22 protein-coding genes are annotated in these 24,955 nt (G+C 66.9%); 17 read left to right on the top strand and 5 right to left on the bottom strand.

Annotated elements, in window-relative coordinates:
- Positions 1-78 precede the first annotated feature (78 nt).
- Both MUG95_RS13205 and ribH read right to left on the bottom strand, forming a co-directional pair.
- A complete protein-coding gene (locus MUG95_RS13205) occupies positions 79-1,272 on the bottom strand; it encodes a pyridoxal phosphate-dependent aminotransferase (protein WP_247008554.1) in 1,194 nt (397 codons plus the stop codon).
- Positions 1,269-1,670: a 6,7-dimethyl-8-ribityllumazine synthase gene (gene ribH / locus MUG95_RS13200; RefSeq protein WP_247008552.1), complete on the bottom strand. Its 402-nt coding sequence runs from the start codon at positions 1,668-1,670 to the stop codon at positions 1,269-1,271. The genes MUG95_RS13205 and ribH overlap by 4 nt, the downstream gene beginning before the upstream one ends.
- 108 nt (positions 1,671-1,778) lie before the next feature.
- On the opposite strand from ribH, the gene MUG95_RS13195 reads away from it, so the two are divergent.
- The 9 genes from MUG95_RS13195 to MUG95_RS13155 all read left to right on the top strand — a co-directional run bounded on the left by MUG95_RS13195 (position 1,779) and on the right by MUG95_RS13155 (position 12,025).
- On the top strand, positions 1,779-3,530 hold the full coding sequence (locus MUG95_RS13195; RefSeq protein ID WP_247008550.1) for a flippase activity-associated protein Agl23: 1,752 nt from the start codon (positions 1,779-1,781) through the stop codon (positions 3,528-3,530).
- A gap of 46 nt (positions 3,531-3,576) precedes the next feature.
- Positions 3,577-4,719, top strand: a complete 1,143-nt coding sequence (locus MUG95_RS13190) for a 5-(carboxyamino)imidazole ribonucleotide synthase (RefSeq protein ID WP_247008548.1) — start codon at positions 3,577-3,579, stop codon at positions 4,717-4,719.
- On the top strand, positions 4,716-5,357 hold the full coding sequence (locus tag MUG95_RS13185) for an AIR carboxylase family protein (protein WP_247008546.1): 642 nt from the start codon (positions 4,716-4,718) through the stop codon (positions 5,355-5,357). Before MUG95_RS13190 ends, MUG95_RS13185 begins: the two co-directional genes overlap by 4 nt.
- 370 nt (positions 5,358-5,727) lie before the next feature.
- Positions 5,728-6,138 (top strand): NADH-quinone oxidoreductase subunit A, encoded by a 411-nt coding sequence (locus MUG95_RS13180; protein ID WP_247008545.1) that lies wholly within the window; start codon positions 5,728-5,730, stop codon positions 6,136-6,138.
- Positions 6,135-6,833, top strand: a complete 699-nt coding sequence (locus MUG95_RS13175; RefSeq protein ID WP_247008543.1) for an NADH-quinone oxidoreductase subunit B — start codon at positions 6,135-6,137, stop codon at positions 6,831-6,833. The genes MUG95_RS13180 and MUG95_RS13175 overlap by 4 nt, the downstream gene beginning before the upstream one ends.
- On the top strand, positions 6,830-8,500 hold the full coding sequence (locus MUG95_RS13170; RefSeq protein WP_247008541.1) for an NADH-quinone oxidoreductase subunit D: 1,671 nt from the start codon (positions 6,830-6,832) through the stop codon (positions 8,498-8,500). Before MUG95_RS13175 ends, MUG95_RS13170 begins: the two co-directional genes overlap by 4 nt.
- A complete protein-coding gene (locus MUG95_RS13165) occupies positions 8,500-9,549 on the top strand; it encodes a complex I subunit 1/NuoH family protein (RefSeq protein ID WP_247008539.1) in 1,050 nt (349 codons plus the stop codon). The genes MUG95_RS13170 and MUG95_RS13165 overlap by 1 nt, the downstream gene beginning before the upstream one ends.
- Positions 9,550-9,595: 46 nt before the next feature.
- The gene (locus MUG95_RS13160) at positions 9,596-10,057 is read left to right on the top strand and encodes a NuoI/complex I 23 kDa subunit family protein (RefSeq protein WP_247008536.1); all 462 of its coding nucleotides are present in this window, start codon (positions 9,596-9,598) and stop codon (positions 10,055-10,057) included.
- Between the two features lie 231 nt (positions 10,058-10,288).
- Positions 10,289-12,025, top strand: a complete 1,737-nt coding sequence (locus MUG95_RS13155) for a BGTF surface domain-containing protein (RefSeq protein ID WP_247008534.1) — start codon at positions 10,289-10,291, stop codon at positions 12,023-12,025.
- Positions 12,026-12,050: 25 nt separating this feature from the next.
- Here MUG95_RS13155 and MUG95_RS13150 read toward each other — a convergent pair whose 3' ends face one another.
- Positions 12,051-12,662: an ArsR/SmtB family transcription factor gene (locus MUG95_RS13150; RefSeq protein ID WP_247008531.1), complete on the bottom strand. Its 612-nt coding sequence runs from the start codon at positions 12,660-12,662 to the stop codon at positions 12,051-12,053.
- Positions 12,663-12,713: 51 nt separating this feature from the next.
- Positions 12,714-14,018 carry a S8 family serine peptidase gene (locus MUG95_RS13145; RefSeq protein ID WP_247008529.1) on the bottom strand — a complete coding sequence of 435 codons (1,305 nt, stop codon included), beginning with the start codon at positions 14,016-14,018 and terminating at the stop codon, positions 12,714-12,716.
- 216 nt (positions 14,019-14,234) lie between these two features.
- On the opposite strand from MUG95_RS13145, the gene MUG95_RS13140 reads away from it, so the two are divergent.
- Genes MUG95_RS13140 through MUG95_RS13115 form a run of 6 tightly spaced genes read left to right on the top strand, consistent with a single transcriptional unit; the run spans position 14,235 to position 20,247 of the window.
- Complete coding sequence (locus MUG95_RS13140) at positions 14,235-14,507, top strand: NADH-quinone oxidoreductase subunit J (protein ID WP_247008527.1); 273 nt, start codon at positions 14,235-14,237, stop codon at positions 14,505-14,507.
- Positions 14,504-14,839 (top strand): proton-conducting membrane transporter, encoded by a 336-nt coding sequence (locus MUG95_RS13135; RefSeq protein WP_247008525.1) that lies wholly within the window; start codon positions 14,504-14,506, stop codon positions 14,837-14,839. Before MUG95_RS13140 ends, MUG95_RS13135 begins: the two co-directional genes overlap by 4 nt.
- A gap of 1 nt (position 14,840) precedes the next feature.
- Positions 14,841-15,146, top strand: a complete 306-nt coding sequence (gene nuoK / locus MUG95_RS13130) for an NADH-quinone oxidoreductase subunit NuoK (protein WP_247008523.1) — start codon at positions 14,841-14,843, stop codon at positions 15,144-15,146.
- Position 15,147: 1 nt separating this feature from the next.
- Entirely contained in the window at positions 15,148-17,202 is a 2,055-nt protein-coding gene (gene nuoL / locus MUG95_RS13125) for an NADH-quinone oxidoreductase subunit L (protein ID WP_247008521.1), read from the top strand.
- Positions 17,203-18,735 (top strand): complex I subunit 4 family protein, encoded by a 1,533-nt coding sequence (locus MUG95_RS13120; protein ID WP_247008519.1) that lies wholly within the window; start codon positions 17,203-17,205, stop codon positions 18,733-18,735.
- Complete coding sequence (locus MUG95_RS13115; RefSeq protein WP_372608176.1) at positions 18,736-20,247, top strand: NADH-quinone oxidoreductase subunit N; 1,512 nt, start codon at positions 18,736-18,738, stop codon at positions 20,245-20,247.
- A gap of 165 nt (positions 20,248-20,412) precedes the next feature.
- Here the strand turns inward: MUG95_RS13115 and MUG95_RS13110 are convergent, their stop codons facing one another.
- Complete coding sequence (locus tag MUG95_RS13110) at positions 20,413-22,569, bottom strand: aryl-sulfate sulfotransferase (RefSeq protein WP_247008515.1); 2,157 nt, start codon at positions 22,567-22,569, stop codon at positions 20,413-20,415.
- Positions 22,570-22,686: 117 nt separating this feature from the next.
- Between MUG95_RS13110 and mvaD the strand changes: the two genes are divergently transcribed.
- Both mvaD and MUG95_RS13100 read left to right on the top strand, forming a co-directional pair.
- Positions 22,687-23,661, top strand: a complete 975-nt coding sequence (gene mvaD / locus MUG95_RS13105) for a phosphomevalonate decarboxylase MvaD (RefSeq protein ID WP_247008513.1) — start codon at positions 22,687-22,689, stop codon at positions 23,659-23,661.
- A gap of 41 nt (positions 23,662-23,702) precedes the next feature.
- Complete coding sequence (locus MUG95_RS13100) at positions 23,703-24,953, top strand: NAD(P)/FAD-dependent oxidoreductase (RefSeq protein WP_247008511.1); 1,251 nt, start codon at positions 23,703-23,705, stop codon at positions 24,951-24,953.
- Positions 24,954-24,955: the final 2 nt, after the last annotated feature.

The following is a 24,955-nucleotide window of genomic DNA, read 5'->3' as shown; positions in this document are numbered from 1 at the left end:
ACGGCAACTGACGTACTTCGATCTCGATAGTGCCGGAAATCGGGGACCGCCCGCAGAGAAATCGAACGCTCGCGTGCGTCAGAGCAGGTCCGCGTCGGCCAGTCGCTCGACGCCCTCCTGCAACCGTTCCGTGCTGGCCGCGTAGGAGAGGCGGGCGTAGCCGGGCGTCCCGAACGCGCTCCCGGGGACGGTGGCGACGTGTGCCTCGTCGATTGCCGCCTCACACCACGACTGGTCGTCCTCGTCGACGGGGAGCATCATGTAGAAGGCTCCGTCGCCGACCGGCACGTCGACGCCGTGTTCGGCGAACAGGTCCGCGAGCATGTCCCGACGTTCCTCGAACGCCTCGCGCATCTCGACGACCGCCTCGTCGGTGTTCTCCAGTGCCTCGACGCCCGCGTGTTGGACGAAGTTGACGGCACACGAGACGGAGTGGCTGTGGAGTTTGCCGGCCTGTGAGACCAGTTCTTCGGGGCCGGCGAAGTAGCCGAGTCGCCACCCCGTCATGGCGTAGGCCTTCGAGAAGCCGTTGAGGGTAATCGTCCGGTCGCCCATTCCGTCGAGCGAACCGAGACTCGTCTGTTCGACGCCGTAGGTTATCTCCTTGTAGATTTCGTCGGAGATGACCGTGATGTCGTGTTCGACGGCGAGGTCACGGACGCCTTCGAGGGCGGCGTCGGAGTACACTGCACCCGTCGGGTTCGAGGGGGAGTTGACCACCAGCAGTTCGGTGTCGTCGGACACCGTCGCCGCGAGTTCGTCGAGTGCCGGTTCCAGTTGGAACTCGTGGGGCGAGAGGTCGACTCGGGCGAGCGACCCGCCGGCCATCTTGACCATCGCCTCGTAGGAGACCCACGCCGGGTCGAGCAGGCACACCTCGTCGCCAGAGCGGGACGAAGTCCCGCTAGATGACGGGTGTGACCCGTCATCGCCGTCGATGGTGGACATGAAAATCTCGAACAGTGCCTGCTTGCCCCCGGGCGTGACGATGATGTTCTCGGGGTCGTGGTCGAGACCGTCGGCCCGGAGTTTGTCGGCGATAGCCCGCTTCAACTCGGGGATGCCGTTCGAGGAAGTGTAGCCCGTGTGCCCGGCGTCGAGGGCGTCCTCGGCGGCGGCCTTGACGTTCTCGGGGGTGTCGAAGTCGGGTTCCCCGACGCTCAGGTCGACGACGTCGACGCCGTCGGCTTCGAGTTCGGCGGCCCTGTTGCTTATCGCGAGGGTCGCGCTCGGTTCGACTCGCTGCACGCGGTCTGCGAAGTCCAGTGTCATAGTGATTCTACGAGGTCGACGGCTCCGTCCAGTGCTTGCGCGCCGTAGTCGAGGCGGGCGTGGGCCTCGTCCATGCTCATCCCGGGTCCGGTGACGCCCAGCGTGACGGGCGTGTCCCGGTCGAGGCTCACGTCGGTCAGTCCCTGTGCCATCGCGGTGCCGATGACTTCGTCGTGGTCGGTGTCGCCCGACTTGATGGCTCCGACGACGGTCACGGCGTCGATGTCCTCACGACGGGCGAGGCGGTCGGCCGCCAGCGGCGTGTCGTACGCGCCGGGGACGTGAACCGTCTCGACGACGTCCACGCCCCGCTCGTCGGCCGCGTCGAGGGCCTTCCGCTCCATCTCTTCGGTGACGTCGCGGTTGAACTGCGCGACCACCAGTCCGAGCCGTACCATGTCTCCGCGATGGAAACGGGCACCTAAAGAAATACCGTTCGGGACTCGCGCCTGCCGCCGCGCTGACAAACACAAGGATTCTAATCCCCGGGAGCGTCCCCTGGTACAATGGCAACGGTCGAGGACGACGAGACCACGCCCACCGCCCGCTGGTCCGAGACCGAGACACGCTTCGGCGTCGACCGCCTGACGCTCGCCGTCGTCGGCGTCGTACTGGTCGCCCTCCTGCTCCGTCTGGTCGCGCTGGGCGAACGGACCGCTCACTGGGACGAGGGCCGCGTCGGTTGGTGGATTCTCGAGTTCGTGCGAACCAACAACTACGAGTACGACGCCATCATCCACGGCCCCTTCTACCACCACGTCAACCGGGTCCTGTTCGGCCTGTTCGGCAACACGGACGCGGCGATGCGGCTCGCGCCCGCGGTCCTCGGCGGCCTCCTCCCGATGTCAGCGTTGGGCCTCCGACACCGCCTCCGTGACAGCGAGACGCTGCTCGTGGCCGCCTTTCTCGCCGTCACGCCCATCGCCCTCTACTACTCGCGGTTCATGCGCGGCGACCCCATCGTCGCCTTCTCGATGTTCGCGGCGTTCGTCCTGTTCGTCCGCGTCGTCGACTTCGGGAGCAAGCCCGCGTTCTTCGGGGGCATCGCGCTCGTCGCCGTCGCCTTCACCGCAAAGGAGAACGCCATCCTCTACCTCGTGACGTGGCTCGGGGCGGCCGTCCTCCTGCTCGACCACCGCTTGTTCGTCGCCGCCGACGAGGGCGAGGACTGGACGGACGTGACCGGGGGTCACCTGCGGCGCGTCGGCGGTGGCCTCCGGCGGTGGTGGCCGTTCCTCGTCGTCGGCCTCGCCGAGTTCCTGTTCGTCGTGGTGTGGTTCTACGCGCCGCGGGCTGGCGACCCGACTGCGATTGGGTTGAACAACGTCGCGGCGAACCCCTCGATACTTCCGGAGGTGCTTCGGGAGGCGACGGTCGGGTCGTGGACGGAGTTCTACTCCTCGTGGGTCGGCGGCGGCCACCAAGACCACGCCTACCTGCCGTATCTCGGTGACTTCGTGCGGACGCTTGCCTACGGCGCGCCGGTCGTCTGTCTGCTCGCAGTCGTCGGGTTCGTGGTCGACCGCTACGCCGAGGCGGGGCCGAGTGACCTCGTGTCCTTCGCGGCGTACTGGGGGTTCGTCTCGGTGCTCGGCTACCCAATCGTAACCGACATCATGGCACCGTGGGCGACGCTCAACGCCGCCGTCCCGCTCGTGATACCGGCGGCCGTCGGCGGGGCGTTGCTGGTCCGCTGGGGGCGCGGCGCGCTCGCGGAAGACGACCACCTCGGCGTCGGCATCGCCGCCGTCCTGCTAGTCGTCCTCGTCGCGGGCATCGCGGGGGCGAGCGTCTGGGGCGTCTACCTCGCGCCACAAGCCGAGGAGAACGAGATAGTCCAGTACGCCCAACCCGGCGACAACCTCCAGCCGGCACTGGACCGAATGGAGGTCGCGGCCGCGGCCAACAACGGCACTGACGTGTTGCTGTACGGCGACTACTTCGTCGACGGAGATGAGGAGGCAGAGCGTACCCCGGCGTGTGCAGCGTGGTTCGACTCGCTGCCACTCCCGTGGTATTTCGCGGCCCACAACGCGACGGTCGACTGTGCCGAGACGAGTGCAGACCTCCCCGAGAAAGCCGCCGAGAACCCACCCATCGTCATCACGCGCCAGTCCGAGAACGCCACCGTCCGCCGGCAGTTCCCCGACTACTGGACTGCGACCTACGAACTGCGGACCTACAACACGGAGACGCTGATTCTGTTCCACCCGGACTACGTGAACGAGTCGCGACAAGAGGTCGAACCGCCGTCCTGACCCGGCTTGGCAACTCTTAAGCGAGTCGGTGGGGAAGCCGTCCGTGATGACACTCACGTCGCCAGGGCCGACGCTCGGGGTCGTCGGCGGCGGACAGTTGGGGCGGATGCTCGGCGAAGCGGCCGCGCCGCTCGGCGTGGAAGTCGTCGTCTCCGACCCCACGGCGGACGCGCCCGCCGCACCCGTCGTCCGCGACCAACTCGTCGGTGACTTCGACGACGCGGCGACCGTGGACGAACTCGCCGCGCGCGTCGACTATCTCACGTTCGAGATCGAGTTGGCCAACCCCGACCTGCTGGCGCAGGTGAGCGAGGACCACGACGTGCCGGTCCACCCACACCCAGACACCCTGCGGCTCATTCAGGACAAACTCGTCCAGAAGCAGAAACTGGCCGAGGCCGGAGTTCCGGTGCCGGAGTTCCGGCAGGTCGACTCGGAGGCAGACCTCCGGGCGGCACTCGAAGAGTTGGGCTACCCGGCGATGCTCAAAGCCCGACAGGGCGGCTACGACGGCCGCGGGAACGTCCTCGTCGAGACGCCCGAGGACGTGGCGCGGGCCTACGCAGACATCGCCGGCCCGGCGATGGTCGAGGAGTTCGTCGACTTCGAGCGGGAACTGGCGGTGATGGGCTGTCGCGGAACGGACGAGCGGGACACCTTCCCCGTGACCGAGACGGTCCACGAGGCGGAGATTCTCCGGTCGACCGTCTCGCCGCCGCGGGCCGACGCGGGGCGGCGTGACGCCGCGCGCGAAGTCGCGCGCGACGTACTCGACGTGATGTCGGGCCGCGGTGTCTACGGCATCGAACTGTTCGACACCGGCGACGAGATACTCTTGAACGAGATTGCTCCCCGGCCGCACAACTCGGGTCACTGGACTATCGAGGGGTGTCACACCTCGCAGTTCGAGCAACACGTCCGGGCCGTGACGGGGCGACCGCTCGGGTCGACCGACCGCCGGTTCCCGACGGCCTCGGCGAACCTCCTCGGCGACGTGGACGAGCGCGTCCGGGCCGAACTCCGCGGCGAGGACGCGGTGTTCGAGGCGGACCGCGCTCACCTCCACTGGTACGGGAAACGCGAGGTGTACCCGCTCCGGAAGATGGGGCATCTGACCGTCACCGGAGCGGACCGCGACGCGGTACTGCGTCGAGCACGGGACCTGCGTGACCAACTCACCTTCCAATGACAGACAGCGTTCAGTCACTCATCGACGACCTGCGAGCAGAGGCACAGCGTGACAGAGACCCAGAGGAGACCCCGGAAATTGGCATCGTGATGGGCTCGGACTCGGACCTCGACGTGATGGCCGGGTCCGAGTCGGGGCGGCCCGGAGCCTACGACGTGTTGACGGAGGAACTCGGCTTCGCGGAACTGACCGACTACGACGACCCGCCGGAAACACGTTTCACCTTCGAGACGTACGTCGTCTCGGCACACCGGACGCCGGAACTGATGTACGCGTACGCGGAGACGGCCGAAGACCGGGGGCTCGACGTCATCATCGCGGGTGCGGGCGGCAAGTCGGCGGACCTCCCGAACATGACCGCCTCCATCGCGTACCCCCTGCCGGTCGTCGGCGTCCCGGTACAGGAGAAGTCGGTCGATTCGGTCATCGGAATGCCACAGGGCGCGCCGCTGGTGGCCGTCGACGCCGGGAAGTCCTTCAACGCGGCACTCTCTGCGGTCCAGATGCTCGCACGCCAGCACCCCGAACTCCGCGAGCGGTTGGTGGCATACCACGAGGGACTCCAGCGCGACGTGGGCGACGTGTCCCGCGCCCTCCACGAACTCGGAACGCCGGGCTTCCGCGAGCGTGAGGACTGACGCCGGGTTCCGACTCACTGTCCCTGCCTCGTCGTCGGACGGTACTGCCGCCGAGATTTTTGATTCCACCCCTACGTGTAAAATCATCAGTCAGGGGCGGGTACGCCGGTGCTTCTGCGTGTGAGGACTCGACAGGTCGGCATCTCCACGGGGTCCGGACGAGAAACGACAGTGACGGCAACGTGGAACTCGACATCGCTGTCGACGAGTTCGAACGCCCCTGAAGCGGCCGCGCTTTTTCACGCGTCAGGGAGGCATAGCGGCGGTGTCGGCGGGAACGGACAGCAGCTCGCCCGTATCGCAACGAATCTGGAACAATGAACCCTTATGTACCGGCGTTCCTAACCGGCAAAACGATAGGTGTACACGGATGGGTAATCCATGGATAGCCATCGGGGCGCTGGCGCTGGTCGGCCTCCTCATCCCACTCGGGATGATGGCGGTATCGAAACTTCTCCGGCCGAGCGTGCCCGAGCAAGGAAAGCGGTCCACGTACGAGAGCGGCGAGATACCGACGGGTGACACCCGCATTCGGTTCAACATCCAGTACTACATGGTCGCACTGCTGTTCGTCGTCTTCGACATCGAGACTGTCCTCATCTTCCCGTGGACGGTCATCTACCGAAGCGCGCTCGAGAGTGGTGTGAGCCTCACGACCGTACTGGTTCCGATGCTCGTGTTCATCGGTGTTCTCGTCGTCGGTCTCGGGTGGGCATGGCGTAACGGCGCGGTCAAGTGGGTCCGCTCACCGCGGACCGAGACACGGAACGTGAAACAATGAGCAGTCAGGACCAACCAGACGGTTCGAGTACCGAGTTGCAGTCCACACAGGAGGCCCGGATGGGCACTGGCGCGGACAACCGGTTCAACTCTCCCCTCCGAGAAGCACTGGGAGCGTCCCCGTTCATCCTCACCAAGTTCGACAAGTTCATGAACTGGGTTCGGGGCTCTTCGATGTTCATGTTGCAGTTCGGTATCGCCTGCTGCAGCATCGAGATGATACACACCTACGCCATCAAGCACGACCTCGACCGCTTCGGCGCGGGTGTCCCGCGGGCCTCCCCGCGACAGGCCGACGTGATTATCGTGCCGGGGACCATCGTCTCGAAGTTCGCCCCGCGGATGAAGCGAGTCTACGACCAGATGCCCGAGCCGAAGTTCGTCGTCGGCATGGGGTCGTGTACGATTTCCGGTGGCCCGTTCCAAGAGGGCTACAACGTCGTCAAGGGCGCGGAGGAGGTCATTCCGGTCGACATCCACGTCCCGGGCTGTCCGCCCCGTCCCGAAGCCCTCGTCTACGGCGTCGCGAAGCTTCAAGAACGCATCGCCAACGGCGAGTCCGCCCCGGTGACGGTCAAGCCGTACGAACTCGAAGAGTTCGGTGACCTCGAACCGGACGAACTCGTGAACAAACTCGCCGACCAAATCGACGAGGACGACCTCGTCATGCGGTACAACTGGACTGATTCGCCATGAGCCTGGAGAAACCGAGCCCCAGCGAAGTCGGCGTCACGGAGGACGGCCTCGACTACGACGCGCTCGCGGCCTTGCTGGGCGACGCGGTCATCGACCGCGAGGAGCACGTCAACGCCGAAGGGTTCGTCATCCGCCCGGACGCGGTACAGGACGTCCTCTCGACGCTCAAAAACGAGGCTGGCTTCGACCACCTCTCGCTGGTCACCGCACAGGAGTATCAGGACCGCTACGAGTCTATCTACCACCTGAAGAAGTTCGACGACCCGACACAGCAACTCTCGGTCGTCGTCCCGACCAGCCGTGACGACCCGGTCAGCCAGAGTGCCAACGACGTGTTCCGCACGGCAGACTGGCACGAGCGGGAGGCCTACGACCTCGTCGGCATCGAGTACGAGGACCACCCGGACCTGCGCCGCATCCTCCTGCCCGAGACGTGGCAGGGGCACCCGCTCTCGGAGGACTACAACCAGACCCAGCCACAGATTGTCTCGCTCCGAGAGCACGCGAACCCGCTGGAGGAGGACCACAGCCGGGGTGACGACTCGGACACGATGTTCGTCAACATCGGTCCCCACCACCCCGCGACACACGGCGTCCTCCACGTGAAGACGGTGCTCGACGGCGAGCAGGTCGCCGACATCGAACCGGACATCGGCTACCTCCACCGCTGTGAGGAGCAGATGGCCCAGCAGAGCACGTACCGGCACCAGATAATGCCGTACCCCGACCGCTGGGACTACACGGCGAACCTCATCAACGAGTGGGCGTACGCCCGCGCAGCCGAGTCGCTAGCGGACATCGACGTGCCCGACTACGCGCAGGTACTACGGACGCTGTCGGCGGAACTCTCGCGGATGACGGGCCACTTCCTCGCGCTCGGGACGTTCGCGCTGGACGTGTACGGCGACTTCACCGCCATCTTCCAGTACGCGTTCCGTGACCGCGAAGTGGCACAGGACATCCTCGAAGACCTCACGGGCCAGCGGATGATGTACAACTACTTCCGGCTCGGCGGGGTCGTCTGGGACATTCCCGAGCCCCGGGAGGAGTTCTTCGAGAAGACGCGTGACTTCCTCGACGACCTCCCGGAGAAGTTGGAGGAGTACCACAACCTCATCACGAGCAACGAGATATTCCAGATTCGGTGCGTCGACACCGGGATTCTGGAGCCCGAAACCGCCAAGAACTACGGCGCGACGGGGCCGGTCGCTCGCGCGTCGGGCATCGACTACGACCTGCGCCGCGACGACCCGTACGGCTACTACCCCGAACTCGACTGGGACGTGGTGACGGAGGACGGCTGTGACAACTACGCCCGCGTCCTCGTGCGGATGCAGGAAGTCGAGGAGTCGGCCAAAATCGTCGAGCAATGTATCGACCTGCTCGAAGACTGGCCCGAGGACGAACGCGAAATACAGTCGAACGTGCCGCGCACGCTCAAGCCCGACCCCGACACGGAGGTGTACGAGGCCATCGAGGCCGCGAAGGGCGAACTGGGCGTCTACATGCGTTCCGACGGCACCGACAAGCCCGCACGGTTCAAGATTCGCAGTCCGTGCTTCTCGAACCTCCAGACGCTGCCGGTGATGTCCGAAGGCGAGTTCATCCCCGACATGATTGCCTCGCTCGGTAGCCTCGACATCGTTCTCGGGGAGGTGGACCGGTAATGTCGAACCACACGCTACCGGACATACTGGCTGGGTTGCTCGGCCTGAACGCCGACGACCCCGGCCAGTTCTTCCTCGTCTCGCTCATCGCCGCGGCACTGGTCGGCACGTTCATGCTGACCAATACCGCGCTGGTCATCTGGGCCAAGCGGAAGATTACCGCCCGGTTCACCGACCGCATCGCCATCAACCGCGTCGGGCCGTTCGGCCTGATGATTATCATCGCGGACGCGGTGCGCCTGCTGTCGAAGGAACTCATCGTCCCGGAGAACGTCGACCGGCCGGCCTACGACCTCGCGCCCCTCGTGCTGGCGAGTTCTGCCCTGCTCGGGTTCGCGGTCATCCCGATGGGCAACGGCATTCAGGTGGCCGACCCCGAGACGGGGCTGGCCTACGTCTTCGCCGTCGCGTCCATCGCCTCGGTCGGGCTGGTGATGGCCGGCTACGCCTCGAACAACAAGTACTCGTTCCTCGGGAGTCTGCGCGCCGTCGCGCAGAACCTCGCCTACGAGATTCCGCTCATCCTGACCGGCGTCTCGGTGGTGCTGTTCGCGGGGACGCTCCAGATGAGCGAAATCGTCGCCGCACAGACCGAGACGCTCGTCTCGGTCGCGGGCGTCTCGATTCCGTCGTGGTACGCCTTCGTGAACCCGTTCGCGTTCGTGCTGTTCATGGTGGCGAACCTCGCGGAGGTCGGACGGAACCCGTTCGACATCCCCGAGGCCCCGACCGAAATCGTCGCGGGGTACCAGACCGAGTACTCCTCGGTCTACTTCGTCCTCCTGTACTTGGGCGAGTTCATCCACGTGTTCCTCGGCGGGGCCATCGTGGCGACCATCTTCCTCGGCGGGCCGGCCGGCCCGGTGCTGCCGGGCATCGTCTGGTTCGTCATCAAGATTTGGGCCGTGTTCCTGTTCACGCAGTGGGCACGGTCGGCACTCCCGAGGGTTCGTATCGACCAACTCATCCAAATCGGCTGGAAGGGACTGCTCGTCCTCTCGCTGGCCAACCTCGTGCTGACGGCCATCATCGTCGGGGTGGTCGTCTGATGGCCCGCGCCGCCGCTTCGACGACCACGACCGGAGGTGACCACCAATGATAGGACTGCTCAAATCGATGGCAACGACGATGAAACACGCGCTCGAAGGGGACACGTTCACAGTCGCGTACCCCGAAACCGCACCCGACGTGAGCCCCCGCTTCCGTGGGGTCCACAAGTTCAGTCAGGAGCGGTGTATCTGGTGTCGGCAGTGTGAGAACGTCTGCCCGAACGACACCATCCAAATCGTCATGGACGAACAGCGTAACGGCGAGCAGTACAACCTCCACATCGGCCAGTGCATCTACTGTCGCCTGTGTGAGGAGGTCTGTCCCGTCGACGCTATCCTGCTGACGCAGAACTTCGAGTTCACTGCGGACACGAAAGACGAGTTCGTCTACGACAAGGAACAGCTCAAGAACGTCCCGTGGTACAAGGACATCGACCCGCTCGAATCCCGCGAACCCGACCGCGGTGCGTGGATCGGCGAGGGCGAAGGCGAAGTGGATTATCAGTAGCCGCTCCGAAGCCGAGTGGAACGAGGCTTCGGTTTTTGCTCCAGCTTTTTCGAGGAACGGGTCGCGACCCCGAGGGGAAAAGCGTAGTCGCACTCAATCGATTTTTTGAGCTATCGGCGTGACTATTTATAGTAGGTCCGAAGCGACGGATGGCATGAAACCGAGCCCTCCACCGAAGCGGAGTCGGTCGACACAGAGACAGCGCGCCGCCCACGCGACGGGGGTGTTGCCGTGACTCGCACCCGCGCCATCGCCGTCGCGCTCACGGTCCTCGGCGTGACACTCGGCGGTGCCGGGTTGGTCGTCGGGATGGACGGCGGAGCGACGGCGCAGAACGACACTGCGAGTATCGTCACCGACGGTGACGAGTTGACGCTGACTGCGGCGTCGAACAGCACGCTCGACGGCGAGACGAACCTCGCTGCCGGGTCGACGGTGACGGTTCGACTCACTTCCACCGGCGGGTCGCCGTTCCTCAGGACGACGAACGCGACGGTCGGCGAGGACGGAACCTTCACCGCGACGGTCGACCTCGCGAGCGTCGAGCCGGAGACGGAGTTCAACGTCACGGTCCGCCACGACGGGACGGACATCGGCGAGGCAACCGGCACGGTCGTCGCGTGTGAGGACTGCGAGCAACAGGCGACAGAGACGGACGGGAGCGGGACCTCCGTCGTCACCGACGGTGCGGTGCTTCGGCTCTCGGCGGGACCGGGCCAGACGGTCACCGGGCAGTCCGACCTCGCGGCCGGGACGGTGCTGACGGTCCGCCTCCGGTCCGCCTCCGCGTCGGCCCCGTTCCTGCGCTCGGCGGAGGCGACGGTGACGGACTCGGGGACGTTCGAGGCGACGTTCGACCTCCGGGAAGCACAACCCAACACCTCCTTCGAGGCCGTCGTCCAGCACGACGGCGACCGACTCCACGAGACGAACGGTGTCGTCGTCGACTGTGTGGGCGACTGCGAGCCGACACCGACACCGGCGGAGAGCGACGAGGGGTGGGAGTCGTCGGCGTCTGCCGTGGACACGGACAGCGTGGCGATATCGGCAATCGCGAGAGGCGTCTCCGGCGGGACGGTCCCCATCAACGTCTCCGTCGGACAACGGGACGCGGTGGCTGTCTCAATCGGCGGAAATGACGTAAACTACGTCCTCAACGCAACCGTCCGTGACGGGGACGACGACGGGGTGGTGCGTCTCCAGTTCGACACCAGTGCCGCTGGCCACGACGCGGCGACGGTGACGGCCGCGTCGGCCGCGGATTCGGTCGAAGTGCTCGACGAGACCGACCTGCCGGCGCGGAACGGGGCACTCGACCCGGCCGGGTACGCGATGCAAGTGTTCGTCGGCGAGGACCCGGGCGGCGCTCCGGTCGACAACGGACGGCTGATTCTCCTCGCGGGCGACGACGCGTCGGCGTCGGGTGACGGCGAGGCCGCTGACACCGGCGGAACCGGCGACGAGTTCGGCCTCTCCCAGTCACTCGTTCGGACACAGAGCGGCCAGCAGGCGACACTCCGCGTCAGTGTTGCCGAGTCGGACGCGGCGACGGTCGCCATCGGTGGCTCCGAAAGCGGATTTCGGCTGAACGCGACGCTCCGTGACAGCAACGGCGACGGCGAAGTCGTCGCGCTCTTCGACGCAACGGCGGTCGGTGACGACGGCCGGGCGGCACTGCTCCCCTCGGACAGTGCCGACGAGGTGAGGGTGACGGACGAGGAGAGTGCGTCGACGCCCCTTCCGGCCGGGCCGTACGACATCGACATCTATCGTGGGACGAGTGTCGACGGGTCCCCGGCAGATGTCGGAACGCTCGTCGTCGGCGAGAGCGGAGCGACGGAGAGCACGCCCGCGAACGGCAGCACCGCCGAAAGCCAGTCGGCACTGCTCGGCGGCGGCGCGCTCCTCGCGGGCGGCCTGCTCGCCGTCGTCGGCCTCGGGTTCGTCCTCGGTGTGTTCCGCGACTGACCGGCCGCGTCCGTACCTCGATTTCTCACTGACGGGTCCACAGGGCCGTCACTGCCGCCAGAACGAGGCAGGCGACGAAGAAGAGCACGCCGGGTTCGATGACCTCGAAGACGACCCAACCGACGGAGCCGTCGGGGAAGGCGGGACCGGTGGTGCCCGCCGGCCCCGCCGCACCGAGCGTCGCAGACCGGGAGCGGACCAGCAGTTCCGCACCCCACTGAACGAGCAGTGAGGCGACTGCCAGCAGCCCCAAGCCGCCGACGACTTCCGTGAGCGACCGCTGTATCGAGGTCGTTCGGTCGTCGTCGCCGACGAAGACGAGCGGGTCGTTGGCGGGGCCGTAGACGGTCATCTCGTTGCCTTTCTCGGAGTAGACGGTGTCGACCGGTTCGACCAGCCCCGTCTCCTCCAGACTCGTCAGGTGGTAGTCGACGTTCTGGATGGACGTGTCGAGTCGGTCGGCCACCTCCGAGGGCGTCCGCGGTTCCTCGAACAGGAGGCGGAACGTCGCGCGTCGCGTCTCCGAACCGAGGGCGTCGAGCACCTCGTCGGCGTCACCGTCGGCGATTTCGATGACTCGCGGGTCGTCGGTCTCGGGGACTGCTCGGTTCTGGATGCGTTCGATGAGGCCCGACATGGCGGCGTAGGTATTCCTTTCGACAGGTCGTACAAACCGTTGTCCGTAGCTTCAATCCTGATTTGAGCGATTGCGCGCGGCCCGGACGGCCCGGGCTGGCCGCAACCGACCGTACCCGATCCGTGGATGGGGGGTCGTCTCCCGGATTCGGTCGGCGGTTCGTTCGAGGAGACGCTCGACCGCTCGCGGGGTGTGGTCGGACCCGGCGTCGAGGACGAGCGCGGCCGTGCCGGCGGTGTACGCCGCCGCGGCGGACGACCCGGTGAAGCCGTCGGGGTCGGTCGCCGTCGTGTGAGTCTCGGGGGCGACGGCATCGACGCCGACGCGTCCGTCACGGGTCGGCCCGGCGGAGCTAAACGGTGCGACGCTTGACTCCGCCCGGTCGTACGCGCCGACGGTGAGAACGCGCGGGGCGGTCGCCGGTGCGGCGATACTCCGCCCGGACGACCGAAACTGGAGGGCGTGGGTCGGCGACTCGACGGTGATTCGGGCGTCGGTGGCGTTCTCGGGACCGGTCACGCGGACGTAGTAGGTGCCGTCGCCGACGCGGGCGACGACGCGCTCGTTGGGGAGGCCGTCGGCCGGGTACGGCTGTGAGCGGGCGACGAGGCGTCTCTCGGTGCCGTTCGTCCAGTAGAGTTCGGCCGTGTAGTCCTCCGAGCGGTGTCGGCGGTCCCACGAGAGCCAGAGCCTGAGCCGCGTGTCACCGCTCGTCCGAATGTAGTTGCGCGTCCCGCCGTCGAACTGGTGAACGCCGTCCTCCGTCGGGCGGTACCGGCCGGTCCAGTGACCACGCGCGAGGTTCCCGGAGGGCGCGACGAAGACGACGCCGCGCGCGGCGGCGCGTCGCGCCACCATCGCGACGTTCGACGTACCGTCACGGGGTTTGCCGTAGAACGTGACGGGCGCGACGACGACGTCGACATCCGCCTCGATTAGCCACCGGACCGCCGCCTCGTAGCCGTCGGCGGTGTCGAACGTAGCGAGGTACAGGTCGCTGTCCGGTGCGGTGCGGGCGACGACCGACGCGGCCGCCGTCCCGTGTCCCGTCCGCCCGCCGTTGCGAACGGTCTCGCCGGGCGCGAACGACCGCGCGGCGACGACCCGGTCCGACAGTACCGGGCGAGTCGTGTCGAAGCCGGTCACGTCGACGACGCCGACGGTCACGTTCGCCCCCGAGATGCCCGCCGCGTGGACTGCGGCGAGGTCGGAAGACTCCTCGGGGACGGCTGGCGTCCCCTCGGCTGGCTGGCTTGGGAGGCCGGTGAACGGGTCGGCGACGGCGAGGGCACCGATGGCCGCGAGGACGAGCGCGACGCCAACCGCTACCGAGAGGAGGAGTCTGTCGGGGCCCACGTGTGCGTTCGACTGGTGTGACCGGCCGCGATAAAAGTTCTCGTACACCAGTATACCGCGGAAAAACGGCATAGAGACGGGACACAACCCGCTGTAAGCCCATTTCGCCGGCCAAAACGCCGGGGGTTCGCGGCCGGAGACGGGCGTCGCAGGTCGCTCACGGGTGAATTTGAGAAAGAAATCTTCAAAGGCCCGCCGAAAGGAGAACCACGTAAGATGGTGTACGACCTGATAGCGTTCGGACTATTCGCGCTCGTCACAGTAGCGAGCGCCCTCGGCGTCGTCCTCTTAGAGGACGTGTGGCACGCCGCGCTCATGCTGGGCGTCGCGCTGTTGAGCGTCGCGGTTCACTACGTGATGCTCCAAGCCGAGTTCGTCGCGACGATGCAGATCCTCGTCTACGTCGGCGGGGTTCTCATCCTGATAACGTTCGGGGTCATGCTCACCCGCAGAGAGAGCGCGGGTCAGCCCGACGAGGTGGCGTCATGACGACGCGCCCCCGGATTTCGAGTAGCGGCAACTGGGTCGCCGGCATCGCCGCCGTCGGCCTGTTCGCCGTCATGGCCGCGGTGTTCCTGACCGCGACGATTCCCGCACCGACCGGGTTCGAGGAAGGGTCGATTACCGCATCCATCGGCTACGCGATGTTCGACCTCGTCGAGTTGGCCGACCACGCCAGCGAGCCGTTCCTCGTGGCGTTTCTCCTCATCGCGGTCGTTCTCGACGCCGCGCTCGACGGGTCCGTCATGCTCGCAAAGCGCGAGGAGGAGTCCGACGTAGCGACCGACGGCGGTCGGAGCAACACAGGGGGGCGGAACTGAGATGGCAGTCCCAGCCGAGTACTATCTGGTGCTGTCGGCCGCCCTGTTCTGTGTCGGTCTGTTCGGCATCCTGACCCGCCGGAACGCCCTCTTCTTCCTGATGTCCGTCGAGTTGATGCTCAACGCGGCGAACATCAACCTCGTCGCGTTCTCGCTGCAGTGGGGCAACATCACCGGGCAGGTGTTCAGTCTGTTCACGATGGCACTGGCCGCCGCCGAGGTGGCCGTCGGCATCGGCATCATCCTCGTCCTCTACCGGAACTTCGAGGACGTGGACGTCACGAAACCGACGAGTATGAGGTGGTAACATGACGGCAGAAGCACTCACAGTCTACGGATTCGTCCCGGCGATAGCAGTCCTCCCGCTGGTCGCGTTCCTCATCGCCCTGCTGTTCGGCGACTACATGCCGAAAGGCGGCGCGCTCGCGGGCATCTTCGCCATGTTCGGGTCGCTAGTAATATCGATTGCGACGGTGCTGACCGTCGCCGGAATCCTCCCGGGCGAGACGGCACACCAGGCGACGCTCTGGCAGTTCGCCACGGGCGTCGAGACGTTCGACCTGACGCTGGGCATCTTCATCGACCCGCTCTCGGCGTTGATGCTCACCATCGTCTCGCTCATCTCGCTGCTGGTGTTCGTGTTCTCGCTGGGGTACATGAACGACGAGGGCGAAATCGGCCTGCCGCGGTACTACGCCGCGCTCTCGCTCTTTAGCTTCAGCATGCTCGCGTTCGTCTTCGCGGACAACATCCTGATGGCGTTCATGTTCTTCGAGCTGGTGGGCCTGTGTTCGTTCCTGCTCATCGGCTTCTGGTTCCGCGAAGACGCCCCGCCGAGCGCGGCGAAGAAGGCGTTTTTGGTCACCCGCTTCGGTGACTTCTTCTTCCTCGTCGGCGTCGTCGGCATCTTCGCCACGTTCGGCACGGGCTTGTTCGTCGGCGAGTCCGGCTTCCCACACCTCGCCGAACAGGCACTCGAAGGCGGGCAGACGTTCTTCGGCTTCGGTGCCGAGACGTGGTACACGGTGCTGGGTCTGCTCGTGTTGGGCGGTGTCCTCGGGAAGTCCGCGCAGTTCCCGCTGCACACGTGGCTCCCCGACGCGATGGAGGGTCCCACGCCCGTCTCGGCACTCATCCACGCGGCGACGATGGTGGCGGCCGGTGTGTATCTGGTCGCGCGGATGTACGGATTCTACCTGCTGACGCCGACGGCACTCGGCGTCATCGCCTTGGTCGGCGGGTTCACCGCGCTGTTCGCGGCGTCCATCGCCGTCGTCAAGCGCGAAGTCAAGCAGGTGCTCGCGTACTCGACGATTTCCCAGTACGGGTACATCATGCTCGCGCTGGGGACGGGCGGCTACGTCGCCGCCGTCTTCCACCTGACCACCCACGCCGTGTTCAAGGCACTCCTGTTCCTCGGCGCGGGGTCGGTCATCATCGCCATGCACCACAACGAGAACATGTGGGACATGGGCGGACTGAAGGAGAAGATGCCCGTGACCTACTACGCGTTCCTCTCCGGGTCGCTGGCACTCGCGGGCATCCTGCCCTTTGCGGGCTTCTGGTCGAAGGACGAGGTGCTGTACGAGGCACTCATCCACGGCCTCGGGAGTCCGCTCCTGCTGGTCGCGTGGGCGATGGGCCTGCTCGCGGTGTTCGTCACCGGGTTCTACACCTTCCGGATGGTCCTGCTGACCTTCCACGGCGAACCGCGGAGCGACACCGCCGAGGACCCCGAGCCGGTGCGCTGGAACGTGAAGGTGCCGCTGGCGATTCTCGGCGTCCTCGCGGCGACGGTCGGGTTCATCAACATGGCCCCAGTCGCCAAACTCATCGGCCAGCCAATCGACCTCCTGCACACGTGGCTCGGTGGGTCGGAACTGGTCGGCGAGGAGTTCCTGACCGGCCTGCACCACTACGAGGTCCTGCTGGAGGAGGCCGCGGGCATTCAGGCGACGTACATCGCCGGTGAAACGGGGACGATGCTCCTCTCGGCGGCCGTGTCGCTCGGGTTGGCACTCGCCGGTGCGGGACTGGCCTACCGCCTCTACAGCGGTCCCGAACCGACCGAACACACGCAGAAACTCGGCGGACTGCAGACACTGCTCATGCACAACTACTATCAGGACGAGTATCAGGTCTGGCTGGCCGAAGGCGTCACCCTGCCGGTGGCGCGGGCGGCCGACCGCTTCGACCAAGGAATCATCGACGGTATCGTCAACGGCGTCTCCAGCATCTCCCTGTTCTCGGGTGACCGCGTGCGCCGTATCCAGACGGGCATCGTCAGCAACTACGCGATTCTCCTGACGCTCGGGTTGGTCGCGCTGCTGGTCGCCTTCGGCCTCGTCGGGGGGTGGTTCTGAATGCTGATAGAACTCCTCCTCGCGGCGTCGCTCGTCGCGGCCGCCGTCGTCTTCTTCGTCCCCAACGAGTACGCCGCGAAGGTGGCGACGGCACTGAGTCTCGTGCCCGTCGTCGGAAGCCTCCTGATGTACTTCAACTTCGAGGGGTCGGGCAACGCACTGCTCGCCGGTGCGGAACTGGGCTACGAGACGACCATGCAGTGGGTCACACTCGGGCCGTACACGCTGAACTACCACGTCGGTGTCGACGGCGTGAGCCTCCCGCTCATCGTCCTGACGACGATTCTGACGACGCTGGCGATGGTCAGCGCGTGGACGCCCATCGACAGCCGCCAGTCGGAGTTCTACGGCCTCGTGCTGTTCATGGAGGCGGCACTAATCGGCGTCTTCTCCGCGCTCGACTTCTTCCTCTGGTTCGTCTTCTGGGAGGCCGTGCTGGTCCCGATGTACCTGCTCATCGGCATCTGGGGCGGGCCGCGCCGGAAGTACGCCGCAATCAAGTTCTTCGTCTACACCAACGTGGCGAGCCTCGTCATGTTCGTCGGGTTCTTCGCGCTGGTGTTCGGCCTCGGCGACTCGGTGACGACGCTCGACTTGCCCGCTATCGCCCAAGCACTGAACGCGGGTGAACTGAACGCGCTCGCCGGTATCGACCCGGCGACGCTGAAACTGGTCGCGTTCGTCGCGCTGTTCGCCGGATTCGCGGTCAAGGTGCCGGTCGTTCCCTTCCACACGTGGCTCCCGGACGCACACGTCGAGGCTCCGACGCCGGTGTCGGTGCTGCTCGCGGGCGTCCTCCTGAAGATGGGGACCTACGCGCTGTTGCGGTTCAACTTCACGATGCTCCCGGACGTGGCGGTGGCGAACGCCGAAATCATCGCCATCTTCGCCGTCGTCTCGGTCATCTACGGGGCACTGCTCGCGCTCGCACAGCAGGACCTCAAGCGCGTCGTCGCGTACTCCTCCATCTCCTCGATGGGGTACGTCATCCTCGGCCTCGTCGCGTTCACGCCCCATGGTCTCGGCGGCGCGACGTTCCAGATGGTCAGCCACGGACTCATCTCCGGGCTGATGTTCATGGTCGTCGGCGTGATGTACAACGAGACGCACACGCGGATGCTCGGCGACATGTCCGGGATGGCCGACCGGATGCCCGTCACCGCGGGCGTGTTCGTCGCCGCCGCGTTCGGCTACATGGGCCTCCCGCTCATGAGCGGGTTCGCCGGCGAGGTGCTCGTGTTCCTCGGCGCGTTCCAGTCGACGGCGATTTCGGCCGCGCCGCTGTTCACCGGCATCGCGATGTTCGGCATCGTCATCGTCGCGGGGTACCTGCTCCGCGCGATGCAGAAGACGCTGTTCGGTCCGTATCGGCTCGAAACCGACTACGACATCGGGCGCGCACCGCTACAGGACGTGGCACCGCTGGTCGTCCTCCTGTTGCTGGTCATCGCGCTCGGTGTCGCCCCGAACCTGTTCTACGAGATGATAGGCGACGCCGTTGCACCCATGCTGTCACTGGGAGGTGGTGTATAGATGATGCCGCTCCAGACAGGGTCGCTGCCGACGTGGACGGCACTCGGGCCAGCACTCCTGTTCGCGCTGACGGCACTCGTGCTGTTCGTGGTCGACTCCATCGACCCGGACAGTGACGCGTCGGGACTGCTCGCCGGCATCGCGACGGCCGGGTCGCTCGCGGCCGCGGCCGTCAGTGGCTGGTTCCTGCTGGCAGGGACCGGCATGGAACGGACCGGCGGCGCGATAGACCTGTTCGGCGGACAGGTCATCGTCGACGGGATGACGCTGTTCTTCACGTTCATCTTCGCCAGCGTGGCCGCGCTGGTCACCGTCGCGAGCTACGACTACCTCGCCGACCACGAGTATCAGGCGGAGTTCTACTCGCTGACCCTCCTCGCGGCGACGGGGATGTCGATGCTGGCGGCGTCCAACAGCCTCGTCACGGCCTTCGTGAGCCTCGAACTGCTCAGTCTCCCGTCGTACGCCCTCGTGGCGTTCCTCAAACACAACCGCGGGAGCGTCGAGGCCGGACTGAAGTACTTCCTCATCGGCGCGCTCTCCTCGTCGGTGATGGCCTACGGTATCAGCCTCGTCTACGCCGCGACCGGGAGCCTCCAGTTCGGTGCCGTCGCCGAAGCCATCACGGGCGGCGGCGTCCTCGACAGCGGTATCCTCGGCGTCGGCGTACTGATGGTCGTCGGCGGCGTGGCGTTCAAGACAGCCTCCGTGCCCTTCCACTTCTGGGCACCGGAGGCCTACGAGGGCGCGCCCGCACCCATCTCGGCGTTCCTGTCCTCGGCCTCGAAGGCCGCCGGGTTCGTGCTGGCGTTCCGCGTGTTCGTCGTCGCGTTCCCCCTCGACGCCATCGTCGGAACGATCGACTGGGCACTCGCGTTCACCGTCCTCGCGCTGGTGACGATGACGCTCGGGAACTTCGCGGCCGCCACCCAAGAGAAGGTCAAGCGGATGCTCGCGTACTCGTCCATCGGACACGCGGGCTACGCGCTCATCGGACTGGCCGTCCTCTCGGGGACGACGGACGGGAGTTTCGCGCTGGGAGCGAGCATGATGCACCTGCTCGTCTACGGGTTCATGAACACCGGCGCGTTCCTGTTCGTGGCCCTCGTCGAGTACTGGGGCGTCGGCCGCACCTTCGAGGACTACAACGGCCTCGCGTCGCAGGCACCCGTCGCCTGCGCCGCGATGACCGTCTTCCTCTTTAGCCTCGCCGGCCTGCCGGTGGGCGGCGGCTTCTTCTCGAAGTACGCCCTGCTGGCCGCGACGGCCGAGGCGGGCGCGTGGCTGCTCGCGCTCGCCCTCATCGTCAACAGCGCGCTGTCGCTGTTCTACTACTCCCGAGTGGTCAAGGCGATGTGGATAGAGGAACCGAGTGCGGGCCTCGAAATCGACTCCTACCCGACCGGGCTGTACGCCGCCGTGGTCGTCGCCGCCGTGGTGACGTTCATCCTGCTCCCGGCGTTCAACCCCGTCTCCTCGACGGCAGTCGAAGCGGCCGCCGCACTGTTCTAACTCCCGCCGTCTTTCTCACGTTCGTTCGCTCGCGTAGTGGCGACACTGTGTGGCTCCTCGACTGCCCTCGTCGCCGACTCGGTAGTCACCACGCTGGGTACCGAGGGACGCAGTGAACGCGACACGAGACCAGGGAGTGGCGTAAAACAGGACGCGGTGCCGCCCTCAGTCGACGGGCTGTTCCCGGGTGTCGGCGTGGGCCGTGGCCGTCCCGTCGCTCCCAGTCCCCGGAGCCGAACGGAGCAGGCGCGCCACACAGAGGACGAACAGACCGACCGTGAGCGGGTGCAGGAGGTTCAGGTCGGAGCCGACGCCGGCGATAGCACCGAGACCGAGCAGTTGGAGGACGACGCCGGCGGCCAGCGCGAGCCACGCGGGGCGCAGGAGGTACCGAACCAGCACCGCGGCCGTCTGCAGCGTCGGGCCGGCCCCGGCCGACGCCCGGGCCATCGTCCGGTCGCCCGCCAGTAGGAGAGCGAACGCGAGCAGGACGTACGACGCCGGGACGACGGTGGCGTCGAGTCCGAACCCGAGGACGGCGAGGCTGACCAGCGCGACGGCCAGTCCCGCGGCGTACGCGAGTCCGGACCGCCAGCGACCGACGGTCAGCCCGGCTACGTCACCGAGCAGTCCCGGACGGCGGACCAGTTCGAGGAGCGCGAGGGCACCGACACTGCTGAAGGCGAGCAGGCGTTGCGGGTTCGAGATGCGATGGGCACCGCGATAGACGCCGACGAGGAACGCCAAACCGAGCGCGAAGACGAGCGTCACAGCGACGAGAGCCACGCGGGCGTACTCGGCGCGAGTGTCCCACGGTGACTGGAACACGTCGCGGAGCCGGGCTGTCCCTTCGAGCAGTAACAGGAGGCCGACAGCGTGGTACGCCGGGTCCCAGAACCACCACGCGACGGTCACGTCGGTCAGCGAGTCGCCAATACGGATGCCCGAGAGCGTGCTGATGGCGAGGACGGCGACACCAGCCAAGAGGGTCGCCCCGGTCAGGAGTGGACCGACGTACGGTATCGAGCGGTCGCGCAGGCGTGTCCCGCGGGTCCGTCGGACCACCGCGTCACGGAGTTCGACGTTGCCCCACGCGAACAGGAGGGCGGCAGCCGGGAGCAGAAGCGCGAACGCACCCTTGCCGAGCCACCACGGCAGGACCCAGCCGGCGGTGTTGTAAATTCCCTCGAACCCGGCGACGAGCGCGGCCACCGGTCCACGGTCCGGAGCGGCGTCGCGGGCACTGTCGAACTGGTCGCGGTACTCGACCATCGACGGCCCCCGCTGGCTGTCACCCTCACCGATGCGTTCGCTGTCGTAGAGGTACTTGGGGACGCGCACACCCCAGACGATTTCGCGGTCCGGCGTCACCTCGATCGCCTTCCGGCTGTCGACGATGAGCGTGTTGCCGTTGTCCAACCGGTCGGCGTCGCGTGGCCAGACGAGGTCACCGGAGTACTCCCAGACGAGGTCCCACTCGCCGTCAGGTTGGCGACGGTACTCGACCGCGCGGTCGTTCTCGCTGTCCGCGACGAGGACCGTCGGCGGGTCCGTCTGGATGAGGTCGGGGTTGTGCTGTTCGTAGAGCGTCGAGTAGTTGTCCTCCTCGCCGAGCGTCCACTCCGTCTCCTTGGTGGCGCGGTCAACCAGCACCACGCGGTCGAAGTTGCGGGGGCTGAGCAGGAACTTCGTGGCGTTGTCCACGGGGTCGATGTCGTTGAGGTGCGTGTAGTCCCCCTCGTAAGAGTCGGGCGGGCCGTTCCCGGCACTCGGCGGGTAGTGGTCGGAGAAGTTGTACTGCCAGACCGTCTCGCCGGTCGAGTAGTCCCACACCACTGCCCTGTCGCCGGTTCCGTTGACCCACGCGTAGCGGTCGTCGCCGAGCGAGTCCACGTCGTGACTCCCGTCGGGGAGTTGGAACGAGCGGTACACCTCGCCGGTCTCCCAGTCGCGCTCGTAGGCGTAGGTGGACCCGTTCTCGGTGACGCCGATGTAGAGCAGTGTCGACTCGTTCAACACGTCCACGTCGTAGTACGTGGTGTGTCGCGTCCACTCTTGGACTGTCTCTCGACTCCCGCGCTCGACGAGGATGAGCCGGGAGTCACCACCGCTCGACACCTCGTCCCCCTGTGTGGCGATGACGGTGATGTTCGCCGTCTCGGCGACTGTCGTGGGCGACCCGCCGTCGAGCGACGCGGGCCGGGGACCGTGAAACAGGCCGCTGGCGACAGTCGGCAGGAGGAGGAGGAGGACGAGGCCGAGAACGACCAATCGAGTGCGACGCTTCGCGGGCACGAGCGACGAGACATCGGCTTCGGACACGTTGCCGAGGCTACTGGTCGGTTCGTATAAATAGACTGCGCTCGGGCCACGGGTGTCGGTCGGCAGGACACGCCCGGTTCCGCAACCGCCAAGAGTGTTCCGCGTGCAGGGGGCGGTATGAAGGCGACTGCGAAGGCTCACCCGATACAGGGGTTGGTCAAGTACCACGGGATGCGGAACGAGGAGTTGCGCATGCCATACCACGACTCCATCAGCGTCTGCACCGCACCGAGCCACACGAAGACGACCGTCGAGTTCGAACCCGACCGCGACGCCGACAGGTACGTCGTCGACGGGGAGCAGGTCGACGGCCGGGGGGCCGAACGTATCCGTGCCGTCGTGGACCACGTCCGGGAACTCGCCGGGTTCGACCACCGCGTGCGGTTCCACAGCGAGAACTCCTTCCCGACGAACATCGGGTTCGGGTCCTCGGCGTCGGGCTTTGCGGCCGCGGCGCGGGCACTCGTCGCCGCCGCCGACCTCGACATGACGCACCCGGAGATTTCGGCGGTCGCCCGCCGCGGCTCCGCGTCGGCGGCGCGGGCGGTCACCGGCGCGTTCTCGCACCTGCACACTGGCCTGAACGACCACGACTGCCGGTCGACCCGCATCGAGACCGGACTGGAAGACGACCTGCGCGTGGTCGCCGCCGAAGTCCCAGCGTACAAGGAGACCGAGGAGGCCCACCGCGAGGCCGCAGAGAGCCACATGTTCGACGCGCGGATGGCCCACATCCACGAGCAGATTGCGGCGGCGCGCGACGCGCTCCGAAACGGCGAGTTCGACCGCGCCTTCGAGTTGGCCGAACACGACTCGCTGTCGCTGGCCGCGACGACGATGACCGGCCCCTCCGGGTGGGTCTACTGGCAACCGCGCACCATCGCGGTGTTCAACGCGGTCCGGGAACTGCGCGCGGAACATGACGTGCCGGTCTACTTCTCCGTCGACACGGGTGCCAGCGTCTACGTCAACACCACCGCGGACCACGTCGACCGAGTCGAGCGCGCCGTCGCTGACTGCGGCGTCGACACGCACGTCTGGGAGGTCGGCGGTCCCGCTCGCGTCCTCGACCCCGACGACGCGCTGTTCTGACCCGGGCGAGGACTTTAGCCCGCGGCGCGCCAACTGTCGGTATGAACGTCGCCGTCTTCGGTGCCGGATACGCCGGACTCGCGCTCGCTCGCCGGTTGGAGCGACGCCTTCCCCCAGAGGCCGAACTGGTCGTCGTCGACGAGGACGACCACCACCTCGTCCAACACGAGATTCACCGGGCGGTCCGCCGGCCCGGCGTCGCGGACGACCTGCGGATTCCGCTGGACGACGTTTTCGACCGTGTGGAGGTCCGGCAGGCACGCGTCACCGACGTGGACTCCGAGGCGGGCGTCGCGACATTTGCCGACGGCGGAACGCTGGCCTACGACATCGGCGCGGTCTGTCTCGGCGCGGAGACGGCGTACTACGACCTGCCGGGCATCGAGGAACACGGGCACCCGTTGAAACGCCTCGAACACGCGGCGGCCATCCGCGAGCGGTTCAGCGACATCGTCGCGGCGGGCGAGGGGTCGGTCGTCGTCGGTGGTGCCGGTCTCTCTGGGATTCAGGTCGCGGGCGAACTCGCCGCGCTGGCTCGCGAGGAGGGCGTCGAGGACAGTGTCGAGGTGTGCCTGCTCGAACAGGAGGCGACCGTCGCACCGGCGTTCCCCGAGCAGTTTCAGACTGCCGTCGCCGAGGAACTCGCGGCACAGGGCGTCACCGTCCGCACGGGTGTCCCAGTGGAACGGGCCGACGCCGACGCGGTCCATCTCGCCGACGGGTCGGCCGTCGACGCCGACCTGCTCGTCTGGACTGGCGGTATCCGTGGCCCGGCGGCACTGGGCGGCGAGCGACCGGTCGTGCAGAGTGGGTTGCGGCTCTCGGACGACACCTTCGTCGTCGGCGATGCCGCTCGGGTCGTCGACGAGGACGGCGCGGCAGTCCCGGCCAGCGCGCAAGCCGCCGTGCGGGAGGCGGACGTGGCTGCCGACAACGTCGTCCGACTCGTCGAGTACCGACTCGGCGACCGGGACGGGTTCGAACCGCGACTCGACCGCTATCGCTTCGACTCGCTCGGGTGGCTGGTCAGCGTCGGTGACGGCGCGGTGGCACAGGTCGGGTCGGCCGTGCTGACCGGCCCGGCGGCCGTCGCGCTGAAATCGACCGTCGGTGCGGGCTATCTGACTACTGTCGGGTCGGTCCGACAGGCCGTCGAGTTGGTCCGAGAAGAACTCGGTCCTCCACCGGGTGACGCGGCCGCCGAGACGCCAGCCGACGACCACAGCGAGGCGGCGGACGACACCGTGCCCGTCGAGGAGGGCGGCGACGACGGCCCCGCCGGCAAGTCGTGACG

The organism is Halorientalis litorea (assembly GCF_023028225.1).
Lineage (GTDB): Archaea > Halobacteriota > Halobacteria > Halobacteriales > Haloarculaceae > Halorientalis > Halorientalis litorea.
This window is presented reverse-complemented; position numbering and strand designations above follow the sequence as displayed.

Coding starts and splice junctions, on each gene's coding strand:
- MUG95_RS13205 (WP_247008554.1), bottom strand. CDS start 1,272: ATGACACTGGACTTCGCAGACCGCGTGCAGCGAGTCGAACCGAGCGCG.
- ribH (WP_247008552.1), bottom strand. CDS start 1,670: ATGGTACGGCTCGGACTGGTGGTCGCGCAGTTCAACCGCGACGTCACC.
- MUG95_RS13195 (WP_247008550.1), top strand. CDS start 1,779: ATGGCAACGGTCGAGGACGACGAGACCACGCCCACCGCCCGCTGGTCC.
- MUG95_RS13190 (WP_247008548.1), top strand. CDS start 3,577: ATGACACTCACGTCGCCAGGGCCGACGCTCGGGGTCGTCGGCGGCGGA.
- MUG95_RS13185 (WP_247008546.1), top strand. CDS start 4,716: ATGACAGACAGCGTTCAGTCACTCATCGACGACCTGCGAGCAGAGGCA.
- MUG95_RS13180 (WP_247008545.1), top strand. CDS start 5,728: ATGGGTAATCCATGGATAGCCATCGGGGCGCTGGCGCTGGTCGGCCTC.
- MUG95_RS13175 (WP_247008543.1), top strand. CDS start 6,135: ATGAGCAGTCAGGACCAACCAGACGGTTCGAGTACCGAGTTGCAGTCC.
- MUG95_RS13170 (WP_247008541.1), top strand. CDS start 6,830: ATGAGCCTGGAGAAACCGAGCCCCAGCGAAGTCGGCGTCACGGAGGAC.
- MUG95_RS13165 (WP_247008539.1), top strand. CDS start 8,500: ATGTCGAACCACACGCTACCGGACATACTGGCTGGGTTGCTCGGCCTG.
- MUG95_RS13160 (WP_247008536.1), top strand. CDS start 9,596: ATGATAGGACTGCTCAAATCGATGGCAACGACGATGAAACACGCGCTC.
- MUG95_RS13150 (WP_247008531.1), bottom strand. CDS start 12,662: ATGTCGGGCCTCATCGAACGCATCCAGAACCGAGCAGTCCCCGAGACC.
- MUG95_RS13140 (WP_247008527.1), top strand. CDS start 14,235: ATGGTGTACGACCTGATAGCGTTCGGACTATTCGCGCTCGTCACAGTA.
- MUG95_RS13135 (WP_247008525.1), top strand. CDS start 14,504: ATGACGACGCGCCCCCGGATTTCGAGTAGCGGCAACTGGGTCGCCGGC.
- nuoK (WP_247008523.1), top strand. CDS start 14,841: ATGGCAGTCCCAGCCGAGTACTATCTGGTGCTGTCGGCCGCCCTGTTC.
- nuoL (WP_247008521.1), top strand. CDS start 15,148: ATGACGGCAGAAGCACTCACAGTCTACGGATTCGTCCCGGCGATAGCA.
- MUG95_RS13120 (WP_247008519.1), top strand. CDS start 17,203: ATGCTGATAGAACTCCTCCTCGCGGCGTCGCTCGTCGCGGCCGCCGTC.
- MUG95_RS13115 (WP_372608176.1), top strand. CDS start 18,736: ATGATGCCGCTCCAGACAGGGTCGCTGCCGACGTGGACGGCACTCGGG.
- mvaD (WP_247008513.1), top strand. CDS start 22,687: ATGAAGGCGACTGCGAAGGCTCACCCGATACAGGGGTTGGTCAAGTAC.
- MUG95_RS13100 (WP_247008511.1), top strand. CDS start 23,703: ATGAACGTCGCCGTCTTCGGTGCCGGATACGCCGGACTCGCGCTCGCT.